At 44.0% G+C, this 19,281-nt stretch carries 17 protein-coding genes; 5 read left to right on the top strand and 12 right to left on the bottom strand.

What is annotated here, in order from left to right:
- The first annotated feature begins 51 nt into the window (after window positions 1–51).
- Complete coding sequence (locus tag ABNE31_RS12380; RefSeq protein ID WP_293282425.1) at window positions 52–1,278, top strand: TlpA disulfide reductase family protein; 1,227 nt, start codon at window positions 52–54, stop codon at window positions 1,276–1,278.
- A gap of 17 nt (window positions 1,279–1,295) precedes the next feature.
- Here ABNE31_RS12380 and leuB read toward each other — a convergent pair whose 3' ends face one another.
- Together leuB and ABNE31_RS12370 are read right to left on the bottom strand one after the other, a co-directional pair.
- A complete protein-coding gene (gene leuB / locus ABNE31_RS12375) occupies window positions 1,296–2,414 on the bottom strand; it encodes a 3-isopropylmalate dehydrogenase (protein ID WP_349351359.1) in 1,119 nt (372 codons plus the stop codon).
- Between the two features lie 14 nt (window positions 2,415–2,428).
- Window positions 2,429–3,601 (bottom strand): 2-isopropylmalate synthase, encoded by a 1,173-nt coding sequence (locus ABNE31_RS12370; protein WP_349351358.1) that lies wholly within the window; start codon window positions 3,599–3,601, stop codon window positions 2,429–2,431.
- A gap of 146 nt (window positions 3,602–3,747) precedes the next feature.
- Between ABNE31_RS12370 and ABNE31_RS12365 the strand changes: the two genes are divergently transcribed.
- On the top strand, window positions 3,748–5,292 hold the full coding sequence (locus tag ABNE31_RS12365; RefSeq protein WP_349351357.1) for a hypothetical protein: 1,545 nt from the start codon (window positions 3,748–3,750) through the stop codon (window positions 5,290–5,292).
- Here the strand turns inward: ABNE31_RS12365 and ABNE31_RS12360 are convergent.
- Complete coding sequence (locus ABNE31_RS12360) at window positions 5,282–6,007, bottom strand: RNA pseudouridine synthase (RefSeq protein ID WP_349351356.1); 726 nt, start codon at window positions 6,005–6,007, stop codon at window positions 5,282–5,284. The two genes, ABNE31_RS12365 and ABNE31_RS12360, sit on opposite strands and share 11 nt — an antisense overlap.
- Window positions 6,008–6,181: 174 nt before the next feature.
- Window positions 6,182–7,000 (bottom strand): 3-methyl-2-oxobutanoate hydroxymethyltransferase, encoded by an 819-nt coding sequence (gene panB / locus ABNE31_RS12355; RefSeq protein WP_179383873.1) that lies wholly within the window; start codon window positions 6,998–7,000, stop codon window positions 6,182–6,184.
- A gap of 70 nt (window positions 7,001–7,070) precedes the next feature.
- On the opposite strand from panB, the gene ABNE31_RS12350 reads away from it, so the two are divergent.
- Window positions 7,071–7,550, top strand: coding sequence for a nuclear transport factor 2 family protein (locus tag ABNE31_RS12350; protein ID WP_349351355.1), 480 nt, complete (start codon window positions 7,071–7,073; stop codon window positions 7,548–7,550).
- Here ABNE31_RS12350 and ABNE31_RS12345 read toward each other — a convergent pair.
- Window positions 7,547–8,971: an L-serine ammonia-lyase gene (locus tag ABNE31_RS12345; protein ID WP_349351354.1), complete on the bottom strand. Its 1,425-nt coding sequence runs from the start codon at window positions 8,969–8,971 to the stop codon at window positions 7,547–7,549. The genes ABNE31_RS12350 and ABNE31_RS12345 overlap by 4 nt on opposite strands.
- A 231-nt stretch (window positions 8,972–9,202) precedes the next feature.
- On the opposite strand from ABNE31_RS12345, the gene dnaK reads away from it, so the two are divergent.
- The gene (gene dnaK / locus ABNE31_RS12340; protein WP_349351353.1) at window positions 9,203–11,119 is read left to right on the top strand and encodes a molecular chaperone DnaK; all 1,917 of its coding nucleotides are present in this window, start codon (window positions 9,203–9,205) and stop codon (window positions 11,117–11,119) included.
- 119 nt (window positions 11,120–11,238) lie between these two features.
- Here the strand turns inward: dnaK and ABNE31_RS12335 are convergent, their stop codons facing one another.
- From ABNE31_RS12335 to ABNE31_RS12320, 4 genes are all read right to left on the bottom strand, one after another.
- Window positions 11,239–11,883: a response regulator transcription factor gene (locus tag ABNE31_RS12335; RefSeq protein WP_349351352.1), complete on the bottom strand. Its 645-nt coding sequence runs from the start codon at window positions 11,881–11,883 to the stop codon at window positions 11,239–11,241.
- 682 nt (window positions 11,884–12,565) lie between these two features.
- Window positions 12,566–13,408 carry a hypothetical protein gene (locus ABNE31_RS12330; protein ID WP_349351351.1) on the bottom strand — a complete coding sequence of 281 codons (843 nt, stop codon included), beginning with the start codon at window positions 13,406–13,408 and terminating at the stop codon, window positions 12,566–12,568.
- A 274-nt stretch (window positions 13,409–13,682) separates the two neighbouring features.
- Entirely contained in the window at window positions 13,683–14,699 is a 1,017-nt protein-coding gene (locus tag ABNE31_RS12325) for a DUF4421 family protein (RefSeq protein ID WP_349351350.1), read from the bottom strand.
- A 60-nt stretch (window positions 14,700–14,759) separates the two neighbouring features.
- A complete protein-coding gene (locus tag ABNE31_RS12320; protein WP_179383864.1) occupies window positions 14,760–15,143 on the bottom strand; it encodes a DoxX family protein in 384 nt (127 codons plus the stop codon).
- Window positions 15,144–15,297: 154 nt separating this feature from the next.
- On the opposite strand from ABNE31_RS12320, the gene ABNE31_RS12315 reads away from it, so the two are divergent.
- Window positions 15,298–16,485: a TlpA disulfide reductase family protein gene (locus tag ABNE31_RS12315; RefSeq protein WP_349351349.1), complete on the top strand. Its 1,188-nt coding sequence runs from the start codon at window positions 15,298–15,300 to the stop codon at window positions 16,483–16,485.
- Between the two features lie 73 nt (window positions 16,486–16,558).
- Here ABNE31_RS12315 and ABNE31_RS12310 read toward each other — a convergent pair whose 3' ends face one another.
- The 3 genes from ABNE31_RS12310 to ABNE31_RS12300 form a co-directional block, all read right to left on the bottom strand.
- Window positions 16,559–17,479, bottom strand: coding sequence for a DUF4382 domain-containing protein (locus tag ABNE31_RS12310; protein ID WP_349351348.1), 921 nt, complete (start codon window positions 17,477–17,479; stop codon window positions 16,559–16,561).
- A gap of 162 nt (window positions 17,480–17,641) precedes the next feature.
- Complete coding sequence (locus ABNE31_RS12305; RefSeq protein ID WP_349351347.1) at window positions 17,642–18,559, bottom strand: hypothetical protein; 918 nt, start codon at window positions 18,557–18,559, stop codon at window positions 17,642–17,644.
- An 89-nt stretch (window positions 18,560–18,648) separates the two neighbouring features.
- Entirely contained in the window at window positions 18,649–19,272 is a 624-nt protein-coding gene (locus ABNE31_RS12300; protein ID WP_349351346.1) for a protein-tyrosine-phosphatase, read from the bottom strand.
- Window positions 19,273–19,281: the final 9 nt, after the last annotated feature.

The following is a 19,281-nucleotide window of genomic DNA, read 5'->3' as shown; positions in this document are numbered from 1 at the left end:
ATGGTAAGTTTTAAAATGTATTTCCTACATTTAGGTAAAATCTTTCACTTTATGAACAGAATCGGGATAGCGTTAGCAGGGCTTGTGATTTTATGTGCCTCGTGCAAAAAAGAAGAGGCGCCCAAATTGGCAACCGGCGATTGGTTGGCCAAAATCGAAGTATCAGAGTCACAACAATTGCCTTTTGAGTTTACGCTTTCCCAAAATGAGGAAGGTGGCTATGTGATGCAAGCCTTCAACGCCGAAGAGGTAGTGACCATTGACGAATTTACCTTCAATGGGGATTCCATCAATATTCGGATGCCCGTTTTTGAAGGACATATCACAGGTACTTATACCACAGATCGGATTTCGGGCGAATTTATTGAGGAGAGTAAGGAAAGGAGGGTGCCTTTTGTGGCGACCTATGGCAAGCAGGACCGCTTTACGGTGAATGAAGATGCGGCCGTAAACCTCTCGGGAATTTGGGAGACCTATTTTGATGTAAATACGGAAGATGAATATGCGGCCAAGGGTATTTTTATGCAGAATGGCAATCGATTAAAAGGAACTTTTAGGACAAAGACTGGGGATTACCGCTATTTGGATGGCGTGGTGACGGGAGATAGCATGAAGCTTTCAGCCTTTGATGGCTCCCATGTCTTCCTTTTTTTGGCAGAGGTTACGGATAGCACGCTCAACGGCAAGTTTTACTCGGGCAACCATTCTGTGGAAGAATTTATGGCGGCCAGAAACGAGGCGTTCGAGCTACCGGATTCCAATGAATTGACCTATTTGAGGGAAGGTTATGACAAATTCGATTTTACCTTTCCCAATTCGGACGGGGAAATGGTGGGTCTGGACGACCCCATGTTCAAGGACAAAGCGGTTTTGGTCCAAATAATGGGGACTTGGTGCCCCAATTGCTTGGATGAGACCCGATTTTATGTGGATTTTGTCAAAAACAATCCCGACTTGGACCTGCAACTGGTTGGGCTGGCATTTGAGTATGCCAAAACCGAAGAAAAGGCTTTTGAGGGTATCCAACGTTTACAGGAGCGGGAAGATGTTCCCTATCCCATACTCTTGGCGCAATATGGCACGTCGAACAAGCAAAAGGCCAATGAAAAACTACCTATGCTGAACCATATTCTTTCGTATCCTACCACCATTTATATTGATAAAAGCGGAGAGGTCCGAAAGATTCATACTGGTTTCAATGGACCTGCTACGGGTGAAAAGTTTGTCGAGTTCAAAGAAGAGTTCAATAAAACGATCCAAGAACTGACCTCCGAGTAAAACCCAACGAAAACGGACTAGATAATGGTGGATTTCCCCAAATGGATGTTCTCATCGTTCATTAGGGTGTCGTCCTCAATATCCACAATATTGTGCGCAATAAAGTCCCCAACATGATTGGTTCCATATTGACTTTCCTTATTCAAGTCGGGTGTGACGATTCCCTTTTTCAGTGACTTGTCCACTGCTTTTTTTACGGCCCAAGCCTCTTCGGTAAGCCCCAGGTGTTCCAAAAGCATCGCTGCGGATAGGATGGAGGCAATCGGGTTGGCGATATCCTTGCCCTTCGCTTGTGGGTAGGAACCGTGGATGGGTTCAAACAGGGCGCTTTCCTCTCCAATGGAAGCCGAAGCCAATAATCCAATGGAGCCACCTATCACACTCCCCTCATCGGAAATGATGTCTCCGAACATGTTCTCGGTCAAAATAACGTCGAACTGTTTGGGATTGAGAATGATTTGCATAGCGGCATTGTCCACAAACAAATAGTCCAAAGCCACTTCTGGGTAGCTTTCCCCTATTTTGGTGACCACTTTGCGCCAAAGTCTGGAGGATTCCAGCACATTGGCTTTGTCCACAAGGGTCAATTTCTTTTTACGGCCCTTCGCGGCCTTAAATGCCAAGTGGGTGATACGACTTATTTCTTCTTCGGTATACTCGCAAAGGTCAGAAGCTTTGGTACCTTCCGGATTTAATTTTTTCTCCCCAAAATAAATTCCTCCCGTCAGTTCCCGATAGATTACAAAATCAGTTCCATCGATGATGTTTCTTTTTAAAGGGGATTTGTCCAATAAGGTGGGATGGGAAATCACCGGACGGATATTCGCAAAAAGTCCCAATTCTTTTCTCAATTGCAGCAAACCTTGTTCTGGGCGAACCTTGGCATCGGGATTAGTGTCATATTTTGGATCACCAATGGCGCCGAACAGCACGGCATCCGATTCCTTGCACAACTGGAGTGTGGCATCGGGTAGGGGAACCCCTTTCTTGTCGATGGCAACGGCACCTACAGGAGCCTCCTTGAAAACAAAATGCTGGTTAAAGGTTTCCTCAACGGCCTTCAAACATTTCACGGCTTGGGCCAGGACCTCAGGTCCTACACCATCACCGGGTAGCAATGCAATTTTAAACGTCATACACAAAGTGTGATTTATGCCAGGCTTTTCATCCCGATATTGCTGGTCTCCACAATTTCGTGGATATCCTCGTCCACAATTTCCTTTTTCACATCGGCGTACTTCAAGAAGTTTTCATATACCGTGTCCAACTGGAGTTTGGTGAGCTCATAACCTACCTTTTTGGCTCGGTACGCCAAGGCTGCGCGACCACTACGGGCGGTCAGCACAATGGAGGATTCACTCACCCCAACATCTTTTGGGTCGATGATTTCATAGGTTTCCCTACGTTTAATGACACCATCTTGGTGAATTCCGGAACTGTGCGCAAAGGCGTTGGAACCAACGATGGCTTTATTGGGTTGTACCGGCATTCCCATTTTTTGGGAAACCATGGTACTCGTATCCCAAAGTAATTTACTGTTGATATCGGTATCCAAATTTAAATGAGGGTGTTGTCGCATCACCATCACCACTTCTTCGAGGGAGGTATTTCCGGCACGTTCACCGATACCGTTGATGGTACACTCAATTTGTCGGGCTCCGTTGATTACCCCTGCAATGGAGTTGGCGGTGGCCAAACCTAGATCGTTGTGGCAGTGACAGGAAAGGATGGCTTTATCAATGCCTTTGACATTTTCCTTCAAATACTTCATTTTGGCACCGTACTCTTCGGGAAGGCAGTAACCAGTGGTATCTGGAATGTTAAGAACGGTGGCACCTGCTTTAATGGCCGCTTCACATATGCGGGCCAAGAATTCATTATCGGTACGGCCGGCGTCCTCAGCATAAAACTCAACATCTTCCACAAAAGTTTTGGCATAGGCCACAGCTTCAACCGCTCGCTCGATGATTTTGTCCTGTGTAGAATTGAATTTATACTTGATGTGTGATTCAGAAGTTCCTATTCCGGTATGGATTCTGGGTCTTTTGGCATCTTTGATGGCTTCTGCAGCCACTTCGATATCTTTTTTCACCGCACGGGTAAGCCCACAAACCCTTGCATTTTTGACCAACTTGGCTATTTCGTTCACCGATTTGAAATCACCGGGACTGGAAATGGGGAACCCTGCCTCGATCACATCAACCCCGAGTTCGTCCAATCGGTCGGCAATGATCAATTTTTGCTCGGTATCTAGTTTACAGCCAGGTACCTGTTCGCCATCCCTTAGTGTTGTGTCAAAAATTTCTACCTTATCTTTACCCATGTTATCAACCTGTTTTTTCTATGACTAACGAAAGTAGTAAAGCAGGGCAGAAGACGAAACGCCGCCTAGGACACGTTACAACGTTAAACGGCTTGCGCACTCAACTAAATAACTGAAAAACAATTGCTTAAACATTATTTTTTACGATGACAAATGCCCATAAGGATGCTTTGTTTGTGCTGGTGAAATCGCTTTCCAAGTCCGAAAAACGCCAATTTAAGCTCTATGTTGGCCGATTGGGTGTGAATACGGATGCCAAGTTTTTGGCGCTATTCAATCTACTGGACAAAATGCGGCGGTATGATGAGCGACAGATCTTGGATAGCGGGATTGTCAAAAAATCACAACTTTCCAACCTAAAAGCCCATTTATACAAGCAGATTTTGGTGAGTTTGCGTCTAAACCCGGTGAACCAAAATGTGCGTATTCAGATTCGGGAACAGTTGGACTTTGCCACCATCCTATATCAAAAGGGACTCTACAAGCAAAGCTTGAAAATTTTGGAGAAGGCCAAAAGCTTCGCCATTGAGAACGAGGAAAAGAACGTGGCCTACGAAATTGTGGAGTTGGAGAAAATCATCGAAACACAATACATTACACGAAGTATTCCAGATAGGGCGGACGAGTTGGCCAGGGAGGCCAAGCAGTTGTCCGCACAAAATGTAATGACGAGCAAACTCTCCAATCTTTCCCTACAATTGTACGGAATGATGCTAAAAGTGGGCTACGTGCGCAGCGATGAGGATTTGCAAAACGTAAAAACCTATTTTGACGAGCATTTGCCCAAATACAATATAGAAGACCTAGGCTTTCGTGAAAAATTATGGTTGTACAAGGCGCACTTATGGTACAGCTTGTTGATTCAGGACTTTTTGTCAGCCTATAAATACGCCAGTAAATGGGTGGACCTCTTCTACGAAAACGAACATATGATTCCTTTGAACCCGGTTTTCTTTTTGAAAGGGAACCATTACCTGCTGGAATCATTGTTTTTTGTGAAATATGCATCACAGTTTAGGGAAACTTTGGAACGATTGGAAGCACAGGTAAACGATGACAAGTTCCCTAAAAACGATAACATCAGTTCGCTGGCCTTTTTGTACATCAACACCAATAAACTGAACCTTCATTTTTTGGAAGGCACTTTTGACAAGGGGATTTATTTGGTGAACATTATCGAGTACGGCATCAAAAAACATCGCCAGCAGATTGATGAGCACCATGTTATGCTCCTCTATTACAAGATTGCCTGTTTGTATTTTGGCAACGGGGACAATAAAAACTGTATTTCGTATCTCAAGAAAATCATTTCCAACAAAAAGTTGAAAATGCGTGAAGACCTGATGTGTTTTGCCAGGGTATTGAGCTTGGTGGCGCATTACGAAGCTGGTATGGACTACCATTTAGAAGTGCAGTTGAAAAGTACCTACAAGTTCCTGTTGAAAATGAACGACTTGCACGAGGTGCAGAAAGAAATGATCAAATTTTTACGAAATCTTGGCGATATCTACCCCACCGATCTAAAAGGGGAGTTCCAGAAATTGTACAACGAGCTTAAGAAATACGAAAACCATCCGTACGAAAAGCGGGCATTCTTGTATCTGGACATCCTTTCATGGTTGGAAAGTCATTTGCAGAACAAACCGGTTTCTGAAATCATCAGGGAAAAGGCATTGGCACTTACTCGCTGATACAGGCGTTCCAAATAGGATCTTCAGGAGGGGCGGCCAAAAACGCGACAGGCTCTTTTTGCACAGGATGAACGATTACAAGGCTTCTAGCGTGCAGGTGAATCCCGCCGTCTTTGTTGCTGCGGTCCGCACCGTATTTTAAATCCCCTTTGATAACGCAGCCAATGGCGGCCAATTGCGCCCGGATTTGGTGGTGTCTGCCCGTTTTTAGGTCAATTTCCAAAAGATAATAGCTATCCAATTTTTTTATGAGTTTGTAGTCCAAAACCGCCTTTTTGCTATTGGGAACCTCCTTGTTGTGGGCATAGGATTTATTCTGCTTTGGATTACGGACCAACCAATGTGTTAGGGTGTCGCTTTCTTTAGGGGGTGGGTTTTTGACCACGGCCCAATACATTTTTTTGGTGTCTCCTTCGGCGAACATCTTGTTCAGCCTTGGTAGGGCTTTGGAAGTTTTGGCAAATAGCACAATGCCCGAAGTAGGCCGGTCCAAACGATGCACCACACCCAAATACACATTGCCGGGCTTGTTGTACTTCTCTTTCAAATACTGTTTTACGACCTCGCTCAAAGGGTCGTCACCTGTTTTGTCCCCCTGAACAATATCGCCCACTCGTTTGTTGACCACAATGAGGTGATTGTCTTCAAAGAGGACTTGAAGATTGGAAGGGGTGGACCTTTTTGATGCTTCGGATTTTTGGTTTTTGGATTTCACTTTAGGGCTAACTTGAGCTTGAAAATCAATTTGATGAGAAATTTGTCATTTCGAGTGATTTTTTGAACCGAAGATCAAAAAATTGTATCGAGAAAAGAAGCTTTGTTAATGCAAACCTGGTTCTCGATACTTTTTCCTTCTGAAAAAACTCGAACTGACGGTTTGATTATGCATTTAATACGACTCCTCATCATTCGGGAAATCCCGACTTTTCACATCCTGCACATATTGGGACACGGCTTGGGTCATTTCATCATATAGATTGAGGTACCTTCTCAAAAATCTTGGGTGAAACTCATGGGTCATGCCCAACATATCGTGCACCACCAGTACTTGTCCGTCCACTTGGTTGCCGGCACCGATGCCAATAATGGGAATGGATACACTATCTGCTACCTCTTTGGCCAATTTGGCCGGAATTTTTTCCAGAACAATGGCAAAACAGCCCAGTTCTTCCAATAATTTGGCATCTGCTTTGAGTTTTTCGGCCTCTTCCTCTTCTTTGGCACGAACCGTATAGGTGCCAAATTTATAGATGGATTGTGGTGTAAGTCCCAAGTGGCCCATTACCGGGATTCCCGCTTCCAAAATACGACTTATGGACACTTTTATCTCTTCGCCACCTTCCACTTTCACAGCATGGGCACCGCTTTCCTTCATGATTCGTATGGCCGAGCGCAACGCTTCCTTGGAATCACCTTGATAACTGCCAAAAGGAATATCGACCACAACGAGGGCCCTTTTGGCTGCTCGCACCACCGAAGTGGCATGATAGATCATCTGGTCGAGGGTGATGGGCAGTGTGGTTTCGTGGCCTGCCATGACATTACTGGCGGAATCCCCCACCAAAATGGCATCCACATGGGCGCCATCCACAATTTTTGCCATGGAATAATCGTAGGAGGTAAGCATGCTGATTTTTTCACCACGCTTTTTCATATCCACCAACGATTTTACCGTAACCCTTTTATATTCTTTTTTAGCTGTTGACATGGTAATTCTGTTTGATGGCTAAAAGTAAGCAGATTTGTTTAATTTAGGCCTCAATCAAAAGACTAATCAAATGAGAAAACTGTTCACTTTTGCCGTATTGCTAGCATTCATTGCCTTCGGATATGCCCAAGGGCCAAATCCATCAAATGAAGAAGAGAAAAATCGAGTAAAGCAAGTCATCGAAACCTTTTTTGAAGGCTTCCACAAGCAAGATTCCACCATTATTAAAAGTACCGTGGCCAATGAGATCGTATTGCAGACCACGGGAAGAAACGCTGAGGGTAAAACCCAATTTAGAACCGAGGAGTTTTCAAAATTTTTGAAATCGATTGTCGGTATTCCCGAGACCACAAAGTTTGAGGAAAAACTCACTTCCTTTTCCATACAAGTGGATAGGACCATGGCCAATGCGTGGGTCGGGTATGAGTTTTGGTTGAACGGTGAGTTTAGCCATTGCGGTATCAATTCCTTTCAGCTTATCAATTTTGATGGCGAATGGAAAATCATCTACTTGATCGATACTAGGGGCAAGGAAGGTTGTATGGATTAACAATCGCTTAGGAATACGCCCACAGCCAAGCCTCCTTCGGAGGTTTCCTTGTATTTGGAACTCATATCCTTTGCCGTTTCCCACATGGTGTTTACGACCTTGTCCAAAGGTACCTTGCACTCTTTTGGGTCGGTGTCCAAGGCCAATTCTGCGGCATTAATGGCTTTTATGGCACCCATGGCATTACGTTCTATGCACGGGACCTGCACCAAGCCCCCGATAGGATCGCAGGTGAGCCCCAAATGGTGTTCCATGGCAATTTCGGCAGCAATGAGCACTTGTTCGGGCGTGCCGCCCATCAACTCTGTTAAGCCCGCAGCGGCCATGGCAGAGGAAACTCCGATTTCTGCTTGGCAACCACCCATGGCGGCAGAAATGGTGGCACCCTTCTTAAAAATGCTCCCGACCTCGCTGGCCACCAACAAGAATTGCTTTACGTCGTCAAAATTGGCATCGTGGTTTTCAATGACCATGTAATACATCAACACGGCTGGGATGACCCCCGCGCTTCCGTTGGTGGGTGCGGTGACCACTCGGCCCAAAGAGGCATTCACCTCGTTAACGCTCAGTGCAAAGCAGCTCACCCATTTGATGATTTGTCTGAACTTGACCTCGGTATCTCGAATACTTTCCAACCATTCCTGTGGATTGGAGTAGGGGACTTCCCCTTTGAGTTTTTGGTGAATTTCAAAGGCACGCCGTTTTACGTTGAGTCCCCCCGGGAGTTTACCTTCGGTATGGCAACCAATGTACATGGACTCCAGCATGGTGTTCCAAATGTTCGCAATCCCTTCGGTGATTTCTTCTTCCGTCCGCAGGGAGAGCTCGTTTTCCATCACAATCTGGGAGATGGATTTGTTCTGCGCATTGCAATGTTGCAGCAATTCGTCGCCCGTTCGCACAGGATGGGGGAAGGTTTTGAAGGTTTCCTTATTCTCCTTGGCATGGATTCGCTCCTCTTTGACCACAAAACCGCCACCAATGGAGTAATAGGTTTCGCTAACCGTCCTTCCGTCGGCCAAATTGGCTTCAAAGCGCATACCGTTGGCATGGAAAGGCAAAAATTCACGGATAAATACGATATCATCCTGAAAACTGAACGGAATCCGTTTTTTTCCGCCAAAATCGAGTTCCTTCTCTAACTTTATCCTGTCAATACTTCCTGAAATACTATCAATATCCACGGTAACCGGGTCGGTTCCCAATAAGCCCATCACCACGGCGACGTCGGTGGCATGACCTTTTCCGGTAAGGCATAGGGAACCATAAAGATAGGCCTTGATGGACTCGACTTTTTCAAAAAGCCCTTCTTCTTCAAGCTCTCCAATCCAGCGTTCGGCGGCACGCCATGGTCCCAAGGTGTGAGAGCTGGACGGCCCTACACCTATTTTTAGCATATCAAACACACTGATGCACTCCATATATTGAATTTACCGTTTCAAATATAGGAAGCTAAACGGGATAATATTGTGAATATTTAAATATCTATATCACTTTTCCGCCCAAAATTAGGACACTCTCAATTTGAGCCGTAATTAGTGGGTTTTTCTCAATTATATGACAGCTTGTCATATTCTTTGGCATGGCATAATCATTGACATTTAAAGAGCGAAACGAAAACGAATTTTAAACAGATATAACTTTTAGATACGATGAGCAAGATTATAGGTATAGACTTAGGTACGACCAACTCCTGCGTCTCTGTAATGGAAGGTAACGAACCCGTGGTAATTCCAAATGCCGAGGGAAAACGAACTACTCCATCCATGATCGCCTTTGTGGAAGGCGGGGAGATCAAGGTCGGTGACCCTGCAAAAAGACAAGCGGTGACCAACCCGCACAAAACGATTTATTCCATCAAGCGATTTATGGGTAATAAATACTCAGAATCCAGTAAGGAAGCTAAACGTGTACCTTATAAAGTGACCAAAGGTGAAAACGATACCCCAAGGGTGGATATCGATGGTCGTTTGTACACCCCACAGGAATTGTCTGCAATGATCCTTCAAAAAATGAAGAAGACCGCAGAGGATTATTTGGGACAAGATGTAACCAGGGCGGTGATTACCGTTCCGGCCTACTTTAACGATTCACAAAGACAAGCTACCAAAGAGGCTGGCGAGATTGCTGGTCTTACCGTGGAGCGAATCATTAACGAGCCTACGGCAGCATCTTTGGCATATGGACTTGATAAGAAAGACACGGACCAGAAAATAGTGGTGTTCGACTTTGGTGGTGGTACGCACGACGTTTCCATTTTGGAATTGGGTGACGGTGTGTTTGAAGTATTGGCCACTGATGGTGATACCCACTTAGGAGGTGACGATGTGGACCAAAAAATTATTGATTGGTTGGCCGAAGAGTTCAAGAAAGATGAGGATATGGACCTTCGTGAAGACCCTATGGCGCTTCAGCGTTTGAGGGAAGCTGCGGAGAAAGCCAAAATTGAGTTGTCTTCTTCTGCGCAGACAGAAATCAACCTACCTTATGTAACTGCAACGTCTTCAGGACCCAAGCACTTGGTACGAACATTGTCCAGAGCCAAATTTGAGCAACTGATTGCCGATTTGGTCAAAAGAACAATCGAACCTTGTGAAAAAGCATTGAAGTCCGCTGGACTTTCCAAAAGTGATATTGATGAGATTATCTTGGTAGGTGGTTCTACCCGTATCCCCGCGGTACAGGAAGCGGTTGAGAAATTCTTCGGTAAAAAACCATCCAAAGGGGTAAACCCAGATGAGGTGGTGGCCATTGGTGCCGCAATCCAAGGTGGTGTATTGACAGGTGACGTGAAAGACGTACTCTTGTTGGACGTTACTCCACTTTCATTGGGTATCGAAACCATGGGAAGCGTGTTCACCAAGTTGATTGAGGCGAACACGACCATCCCGACCAAGAAGTCGCAGGTATTCTCCACAGCGGCGGACAATCAACCTTCGGTTGAAATCCACGTATTGCAAGGAGAGCGCCCGATGGCGGCAGATAACAAGACAATCGGTAGGTTCCACTTGGATGGTATTCCACCAGCGCCAAGAGGTACGCCTCAAATTGAAGTGACCTTCGATATTGACGCCAACGGTATCATCAAGGTTTCTGCTACTGACAAAGCTACCGGTAAGTCACAGGATATCCGAATCGAGGCTTCTTCTGGATTGACCGAGGAGGAAATCAAGAAGATGAAAGCCGAAGCGGAAGCCAATGCCGAGGCGGATAAGAAAGCCAAGGAAACTGCCGATAAGTTGAACGAGGCCGACGCCATGATCTTCCAGACCGAAAAGCAATTGAGCGAGTTTGGCGATAAATTGTCCGATGATAAGAAAAAGCCAATCGAAGAAGCTTTGGAAGAATTGAAGAAGGCTTACGAAGGCAAGGACCTAGCGGTGATTACGCCAGCTTTGGAAAAAATCAACGAAGCATGGAAAGTAGCTTCCGAAGAAATGTACAAAGCACAGGCCGAAGCCCAAGGGGGAGCAGGAGCATCATCTGCTGGTGCCAATGATACCACTGGAAGCGGCGGAGCTTCGGAAGGTGACAATGTTGAAGACGTAGACTTCGAAGAAGTTAAGTAGCCTGTCCTGAGCAAAGTCGAAGGATAGACTTCGAAGAAGTCAAGTAATTCAATTGTATTATATAAATAGAAAAACCCTGACGATTTCGTCAGGGTTTTTTTGTTGGTAGTAATTATGGGCTACGCCGCATTTAACTGCTGCATTTCCATTTCCTTGAGCTTTCGCAAGGCTTCCGACTTGGAGTTCACATTGAGTTTTACATAGATGTTTTGGATATGAAAATTAACGGCACTGGGTGTTACAAAAAGCTTGTCGGCAATCATTTTGTAGGTAAACCCCTGTGTGAGCAATTCCACGATTTCGTTTTCTTTTTTGGAGAACATCTCGAACGATTTGGTCTGGAACGAATCAATGATCTTTTTCGCCACATCGAGCTCCAAAGCCACACCGTGCTGGCCTAGCGCATCCAATGCATTGAAGAGCCTGTCCTTGGTGATGGGTTTGATGAGGTAGCCACTGGCACCTTTGGTGAAAGCCTCCTTAATGAGCTTAAAGTCGTTTTTCCGGCTCATCATCAACACCTTTAGATGCTTGTTTTTTCGATAAAAATATTCAAGCCCATCGATGCCCGATATACCATTGAGCATAGCTTCGCAGATAATGATATCCGGGTGAGACCGTCCAAAATTGGACAAAAGTGTGTGCACGGAGGGGTAGATTCCGTGCAGCTCGTACTGCTCATTGTCTTCAAAATACTGGGTGTAAATGCCGCCTAGCGTATCATCGTTATCGATGATGGCAATTTTTAATGAATTTGTTTTCATGATAAGAAAGATTTGGGGGATTCATACTGTTACATCATGTGTGCTGTAGGTTAAGATTTGGACAATAGTGTCCGTTCTCCCGCTATTGAAGTTGGGATAAACCTATGGAAATCGAATGGGATGCAACAAAGGGCATCTACCGGAAAGCCAATTTGGTTTTCTTCAAAAGTGGGTGTGACCCAAAAAGGGCCAAGCGCTAAAAAAATGTTTAGTTGAGGTTTTCCTCTAAAAAAGTAGATGGAAAAGAGGTTTTGGGACTCCTTTTTTCCTTGTGTTGTAGTTTCTGTTCATGACTTAATAGATTTGGGATTGTATTATTTCGATAGTGAATTTAGAATTTTTTAACTATCGAGCGGAATTTTTGTAGTGATTTTCGTTCAAATGCACATTTTCATTAAGTCATCAAAGGTGTTGGGAAGCCTAAAAATAAGACTGGATGTATCGCAAAAAATTGATTTTCAAATTATTGCATAAAAAAATAGGATGCCGTCCCATCAGCATCCTATTCTTGAAGTAAATCGGTCAGATTGAAATAATACAACCCGTTTTCTAATGATAGTCTGTCAGTTTCCCCCTGTCTTTCTTATCATTGTCATGAGTGTTTCAGAATTTCGGCTATGAAACATCATAAGACACAATCAGGTTTATTGACCGATTCAATAAAGTTGTTGGCAATCAAATATTATTCTTCGTCTTGGAATGAGGTGTCCGCATAGTCGTAGGCATTCCCATTCATAGCAGTTTGGAGTCCTGTACCTCCATCAGCAACATCATTGTACTGATCCCGATTACTTGAACGTCCGTAGGCCACTGTATATTGTGATACGGTATTGTTGAAACCTCTATTGGAGACCACAAAACCCATTTTTTTCTCAGGGCTCAACTGAATGGCGTACTCATCGCTGTTGGTGTTGATGTGGGCACCAAGGTTTACCGATGTGGTCAAGGTGTTCTTTACCACTTGGGAGGCGTAAAGGTCCAATCCGCCAAAGCCATCCCTTCCTTCGGAAGCAAAGAACAACAAGGTTTCGTTGTAGATGCTAGGGTAGAGTTCATCCTCTTTGGTGTTCACCTTTGGGCCAAGGTTTTTGGATACGCCCACGGAGCCATCCGCAGCGATATCGGCCACATAAATATCGTATTTGCCAAAGGTCCCTTTCATATTGGAGGCAAAGAACAAGCGTGTTCCGTCACCAGTAACCGTAGGATGTTTGGCAGAGTAGTGTTTTGGGCAAACTTCCAATTGGGTGATATTCGTCCATTCGCCATTGATGTTTTCCGCACGATAAATGTGGTACACCAGTTCTTTTTTGGAGAACACGCCGTAAAGTGGCTTTTCGTAGGTTCCTTTGCTAAAGTAGGCTGTTTTTCCATCTTTGGTGATGGACATGGAAGGTACATAACCGTCAATGGTGGAAACACTTCCTTCCATAGCTTCGTTGATTTGGTCTGATTGCGCTGTACTGTTTTGACTGACTAGTAATATTCCTGAAACAAGTAGGCTGAAAATTGTAGATCGTGTCATGATGTATAGATTTGGGGGTTAATACATTACAAAGATCAAAAACATTCCGCCGGAATACTTATGAATTTTTCATAGGTTTTCACTTTTAACGGATAAAAAGTGCATTTCAACGAATATTTTTTAGGTGTTTAACAGATGAATGGCGCTTAAAATGTGATTGGTCGTCTATTTTATGTCGTTTATCCGAAAAAACATGAGTTCGCAAAAATTGAAATAGTGACTAAAAAATCGTTTAATAAGGTATAATGGAGTCTCGTAGAGGCAGGGCCCTTTACTATTTTGATGGGTCGGGGTGAAAAATCTTATCGATGGCCTTTGGTGGGTCAAATCGATAGCCAAAGTATAGCAAGCCATAAAATTGATCGTTCTCTGTAATGGAAACCTTGTCCTCGTTGTACCAATCCGCACTGAAATTGATATTTATCCCATAGATTATCCTTTTGGAGCTATATCCTAAATTAAGACCGCCTTCCAGCCGTCGGGTAAGGTAGGTATTACGCTCTGTACTTATAGGATTGCCTGTTCCTGACTCCGCTTTGGAAAATCGCAATCCAAGGGAGGGGGACAAATTGGCCGAGACGAACCAGTTGTCATGAAACACAAAAGTATAGTAATATGCCGGGGCTATTCTTACATTAAAAAACTTTTCCCGGTTGACTAGGGAGATATCGTTCAAATCAAAAATGTTGTAGTCGTAAATTATAGAACCGACCAAACTTCCACTACTGATCCGTTGCCACTCATTTTGATACACAATGTTCCGATAGGAGAAATTGGGATTGAATACGTAGGATGTTGACATTCCAAATTGCTGGGTCGCTAAATCATTGAATTGGAGGTAGGGGTCGGTACCCTCGTTCCAGCTAGGTATAAAATCCCCGGTATTGCTCACATAGTAGCCGGAAATCTTGCTGTAAGAGATGGCTTGGACCCATCTGCCCAGAAAAAAACGAAACTTATAATCCGTAAAAGATGATTCCCCTTTTAAGTTTTCATCGCTATTGGCACCAAGGAACTTGGGCACAAAACCCACACTAAACCCTATAAACTCATAATCCAAAGAAAGAAAAAGCCGATAGCGATTATTGGGTTGAATGCTGATTCGATTATTTGATTGCCTGTTTTCATAAGAATAGAAGTCGGTTTTGGTGTCCAGATTGGCCTTGATAATAATCTTGTCCGAATAATTTACAATGGCAAGTGTGTCCTCTTGGGCAGTTAGACTATGCCAGAAAATACTTTGCAGCAGTATGATGCTTGCTATAACCCGGTACAGAGAGGTGCTGGCCATGCTGAAACAATCCATGGCAGCAAGATACACCGCTTTAGGTTCATTACGCTTGTAATCCTATTATTTGTTCACGTAGGGAATCTGCTTTCTATTGACCCATGCCAGTACCATACAGAAAATTAAAGTGACCAAGGCCAATATAAATAAAGTGCCTCCGTCATTTTGAACTACCACCCCCAACTGCGTTACATGGGAGAATATGGCTCCGGCCATAATACCTATACCCAATAGGGCACCTAGCCAAGTCGTTCTCGGCACAAGAATCAGTATGGCAATGATCAATTCCGCGACGCCCAGACCTATGCGTCCCCAAGGTTCCAAACCTAATTGTTCAAAGATAAAAACGGATTCTGGGGCAGCGGAAAACTTAAAATAAAGGGTTTGTAGCAGAATTATGGCTGGAACAAGTCGCAGTACCAAGCTCAAAATAGATTTTGTTGTCATGTGCTTATTGGTTTACGTTGAATGCTAACTTGGTCGTAATAAGGATTATTTAATAACTATTGATTTTTAAAATTGTGCTCGGTTTATTCCCTAATTTAATTTTTGAAAGGCTACCCCTCGGATGGCATCTGGAGAAATAGTTATTTTTATCGGTATGAAAAAACTGTTGAAAACCACACTCATTTTTTTGCTGATGATGCAATCCTGTTCCAAGGAAGCTTGGTTGTCGGGAAGCCTCAAATTATCCCAAACGGAAGACTGGAGTCCCAAAATTTACTTGGTACAGCCCGAAAAATTCAGTGATGCTGCCCAAAGTTTTGTGGGACAAATATTGGATTCTGCAGCGGTATCCAAAGACGGTAGTTTTAGGTTCACCGAAGCACTTCCCATTAAGGATAGCACCTTGCTGTTTCTCGTAGTGCAGCAGAAGGGCGAGCGATATGCCAACAGATTGGTAAATGAAAATCCGGCTACGGACAATTATTTTCCGTTGGTATATGAGCCAGGTACCTCTTTAAGTGTTGATGCTGAAATGGCAAATTTTCAATCGAGCTTCTCCATTTCGAATCCATCACCTGCCAATGCAGCAATGTTGAAGTTGAGGGATCTGCGTTTGGAGGCTTTTAAACATCACTTTGAAACGGAAAATAGCCTAGATGAATCCGATGAGGGACTATTGGAGCGAGAGAAAAACCTAAAAGCGTATCAAGGGAAGTTGATTGATTTTGCGGATGCTACAGAGCACTTGTTGCCGGCCCTAATGGCCCTTCGATGGGCGAGTCCGGAAGGAAATTATGAACGGATTGCCGAACGCATATACGCACAATCCAAAAAATGGCACCAAATACACCCAACACATCCGTGGGTCAACCAATTGGAGTCATTGGCTGACAGGGATAAGTTGCCGGTACTCTTGGGCGATACGCTTCCAGATATACAGTTGCCCATGCAAACCGGGGAGCATCTTTTCCTTTCGGAAATTGGAAAAGGGAGGGAACTGCTGTTATTGGATGTTTGGGCGTCGTGGTGCGCACCCTGCAGAGTGGAGAATCGAAATGTTTTGGTGCCGCTATGGGAAAATTATAATGATCGAGGTTTTCAGATAGTCGCCTATGGTTTGGAAAGCAGCAAATCGGCTTGGGAGAATGCCATAGAACGCGATGGTGCATATCGATGGCTTCATGCGTCACATCTGGAAGGTGATCAAAATCCGGTAATGGACTCGTTACGACTGCGTACAATTCCAGCCAACTTTTTATTGGACAAAGAAGGTAAGGTGTTGGCCAAGAATTTGCATGGCCAAGATTTGATTCGATTTGTGGAGGATTATCTGGTCAATTGATAAAAAACTTCCCAACCAGATATAAAAAAGCCAGGATTTTGGATCCTGGCTTTTCTTTGTTGTTCTGTTGCTATTAGTTACTGCTTGTGGTCGTTTCCTCCCCAGCATCAGGATCCATTTCAAGGATAAAATCTTGGGTTGTCACGTTAGCGGCATCAATCTGAACCTCCAAGGTATCACTTGCCAAATATCCTTCCAATTCGGCCACGACTTCGTACATTCCAGCTTTCAAACCTAGGATGGCGTAGTTGCCATCCACATCGGTAAAAGATGCGGTGTTTAGGGTGTCAGCAGCAAACACGGAAATCTGGGCACCTTCCAAAGCAAGTATTGATTCACTTTCCATAGTGCCAACAGTTCCAGACAAGGTACCAGAGGTAGACATGTTACTGGCCTTGATCACGGGTTTAAAATTAAATCCGTTGACACCGGCGGGGGTATCCAAGTTGCCTTTGGCAACAAAGGAACGGCTGACATCGAAGTCCAACAACAAATCTGTGGAAAGTCCACCTACTACTGTAATGGCAGGTTCGATAAACACTTTAATACCTGAAGCGTCTCCACTGGGCACTTTCAAATCGTAAACGGTCCCATCGGTCAAGACAACATTTACACCTTTAACGTGCACACGAACCAAGTCATATGATCCAGCAGGAACATCGATTTCTGCTAATTGTTGGGTCAATCCATTGGTGAGTTCCAAGAGATTTACATCGATTTCCTCTTCCATTAACGTGATGAAAGATGAACTATCATCGTCCATGCCTTCATCTGAATCAGCGTTGTCGTCGTCATCACCATCAATTTGGCGAGCTTCAACTTTATAAACGGTAACATTTGCTTCGGCTACCAGATCATAGGGGAAGGGTGCGTCGGTAAGTTGTACGGATAAGGTCCCAGTGCCTTCGGCGCTTGCCGAACCTTCTCCATCAGAACAGCCCATCATAAAAAGGGCCAATGTAAATAGTAAACTAAAAATTAACTTTGTTCTCATTGTATGGGGTTTTTGATTTCAGGGCATAATTAGCCCTGTTCTGATTTTATAATTACTAAACAATCAAAGGTCAAAAAACCCTACTGTTTCAAAGAAATATGTCAATTTTATCGATGAAATGCACAAATTGACTTAAAAAAGAAACCTTTTTCTTACAAAAAATTAATTTTTATAGATAAAATTGGGTGCTTGTTGATAGGTGAAGGTATCATCGGTCAAAATCTTTAACTCCTTGGTTTCCCAATTCATCAGCCCAATATGGAATTGGGATTGTTCATCATCAAAAAGCTCAATGGCCAACCATTTCCCATCCGGACTCCAATCGTGCCAACCTTCATTTTGGGTGTTCTCTGTCAATTTCCAGGTTTTGCTGCCGTCCAGGCTCACGGCATAGAGACTGTATTTGCCGTCCTGCATGCTTTGGTAGGTCACAAAGTTTTCTGTGGGGTGCAGTTTTGGAGCTCCTGCACGATACCCGTATTGTCCCGCTGTGGAATCTTTTTCAGGGTAATGTGTCAATTGTTTTAGGTTGCTTCCATCGGCGTCGATAATGTAAAGCTCTTCATCAAAACCATCAATGTTCTTGCTCACCGTTTTACCGCCCCTAAAAACTACCTGCTCACCATCGTTCACAAACAAAGGGTCTGCGGCAAAGCCCAATCCAGTATCCAGCCGATCTATGATGTTGCCCTTCAGGTCCAAAACGTAGAAGGTGTTCTTCATTATGAGTTTAGGCTTTACGATGAGTTCCGTGCCATCGTTTCTACTGCTCATCCAGCTATCGGCGAGCTCCAATTCCGATACTTTTTGGACGTTTTCCCCTTTAAAATTGCTTTTGTACAAATAATAGCAACGCTTACAGGCGTCCCTGTCCGAAATGAAATAGAGATCATCTTCATATGAATAATAGGTCCATTCCACATTGGGGAAATCTGTGATGTTCGTTTTGTCGGAACCATCCAGATTCATCGCGTATACTTCGTAATTCTCGATATCCATGTCCCTCAACACATTGTAGACCAAGCCCAATTCACGTTCAGCGTTGTCATTTTTTGAGTTGCAGGATAGCAACAAAATCAAAAGTCCAAGAATAGAACTCCTTTACCCATAATGCGTTCAGTTTGTTTAAGTTTTTGCGGGTTTGAAGTTACTAAACTCTGTTAAATTTGTTAAAAAGGTTTTTTGATTTTTGAGAAAATGTAACACATTTCTGTAGCAATCTGTTTGCTTCGTTCGCTGTACTTTTCAGCTTGTTGCGGCGTGTTGTCAAACGCTTTCGGGTCATCATAAGTGATTGAAATCCGTTTTTCGGCCCCAGGCACAAAAGGACAGCCTTCATCCGCTTGCGAACAGGTCATAATCGCTGCGAAGTCGGATGTTGGATTAAAAGTGTCATCCATGGTTTTGGAAAAGCAGATAGCGGGGTGTTCGTTCTCCGCAAATTTAATGGCATATACAGGGTTCTTTCCTTCGGAAAGCATTTGCACCTCAAAACCTGTATTCGCCAAAGTAGTAGCAACCATGGGAAATAGGGCAGTGGCCTCAGTTCCCCCAGAATAGCAGCTTAAATTCCTTACCCCAAAATGATGTGCCAAGGTTTGTGCCCAAACTTGGGACAAATGACTCCGTCGGGAGTTGTGGGTGCAGATAAAATTAAGCCGGATAGACTCCTTTTTGTCCATCTTTTCCTGAATGTATCCCGAGAGAAGGTCCAGTATTTGTTTTCTTTCTTGTGGAATAGCATCAGTGTCCAATTGAGAAACAAAATCGTGCAATGCTTTGTTAAGTGCCATGTTGAAGGA

It is taken from the genome of Flagellimonas sp. MMG031 (assembly GCF_040112705.1).
Taxonomy (GTDB): domain Bacteria; phylum Bacteroidota; class Bacteroidia; order Flavobacteriales; family Flavobacteriaceae; genus Flagellimonas.
The sequence above is the reverse complement of the archived record's forward strand: the minus strand, read 5'-3'. Positions and strand labels throughout refer to the sequence as shown.

Coding starts and splice junctions, on each gene's coding strand:
- ABNE31_RS12370 (WP_349351358.1), bottom strand. CDS start 3,601: ATGGGTAAAGATAAGGTAGAAATTTTTGACACAACACTAAGGGATGGC.
- ABNE31_RS12315 (WP_349351349.1), top strand. CDS start 15,298: ATGAAAAAACTGTTGAAAACCACACTCATTTTTTTGCTGATGATGCAA.
- ABNE31_RS12325 (WP_349351350.1), bottom strand. CDS start 14,699: ATGGCCAGCACCTCTCTGTACCGGGTTATAGCAAGCATCATACTGCTG.
- ABNE31_RS12310 (WP_349351348.1), bottom strand. CDS start 17,479: ATGAGAACAAAGTTAATTTTTAGTTTACTATTTACATTGGCCCTTTTT.
- ABNE31_RS12365 (WP_349351357.1), top strand. CDS start 3,748: ATGACAAATGCCCATAAGGATGCTTTGTTTGTGCTGGTGAAATCGCTT.
- ABNE31_RS12330 (WP_349351351.1), bottom strand. CDS start 13,408: ATGACACGATCTACAATTTTCAGCCTACTTGTTTCAGGAATATTACTA.
- ABNE31_RS12380 (WP_293282425.1), top strand. CDS start 52: ATGAACAGAATCGGGATAGCGTTAGCAGGGCTTGTGATTTTATGTGCC.
- ABNE31_RS12320 (WP_179383864.1), bottom strand. CDS start 15,143: ATGACAACAAAATCTATTTTGAGCTTGGTACTGCGACTTGTTCCAGCC.
- dnaK (WP_349351353.1), top strand. CDS start 9,203: ATGAGCAAGATTATAGGTATAGACTTAGGTACGACCAACTCCTGCGTC.
- leuB (WP_349351359.1), bottom strand. CDS start 2,414: ATGACGTTTAAAATTGCATTGCTACCCGGTGATGGTGTAGGACCTGAG.
- ABNE31_RS12350 (WP_349351355.1), top strand. CDS start 7,071: ATGAGAAAACTGTTCACTTTTGCCGTATTGCTAGCATTCATTGCCTTC.
- ABNE31_RS12335 (WP_349351352.1), bottom strand. CDS start 11,883: ATGAAAACAAATTCATTAAAAATTGCCATCATCGATAACGATGATACG.
- ABNE31_RS12345 (WP_349351354.1), bottom strand. CDS start 8,971: ATGGAGTGCATCAGTGTGTTTGATATGCTAAAAATAGGTGTAGGGCCG.
- panB (WP_179383873.1), bottom strand. CDS start 7,000: ATGTCAACAGCTAAAAAAGAATATAAAAGGGTTACGGTAAAATCGTTG.
- ABNE31_RS12300 (WP_349351346.1), bottom strand. CDS start 19,272: ATGGCACTTAACAAAGCATTGCACGATTTTGTTTCTCAATTGGACACT.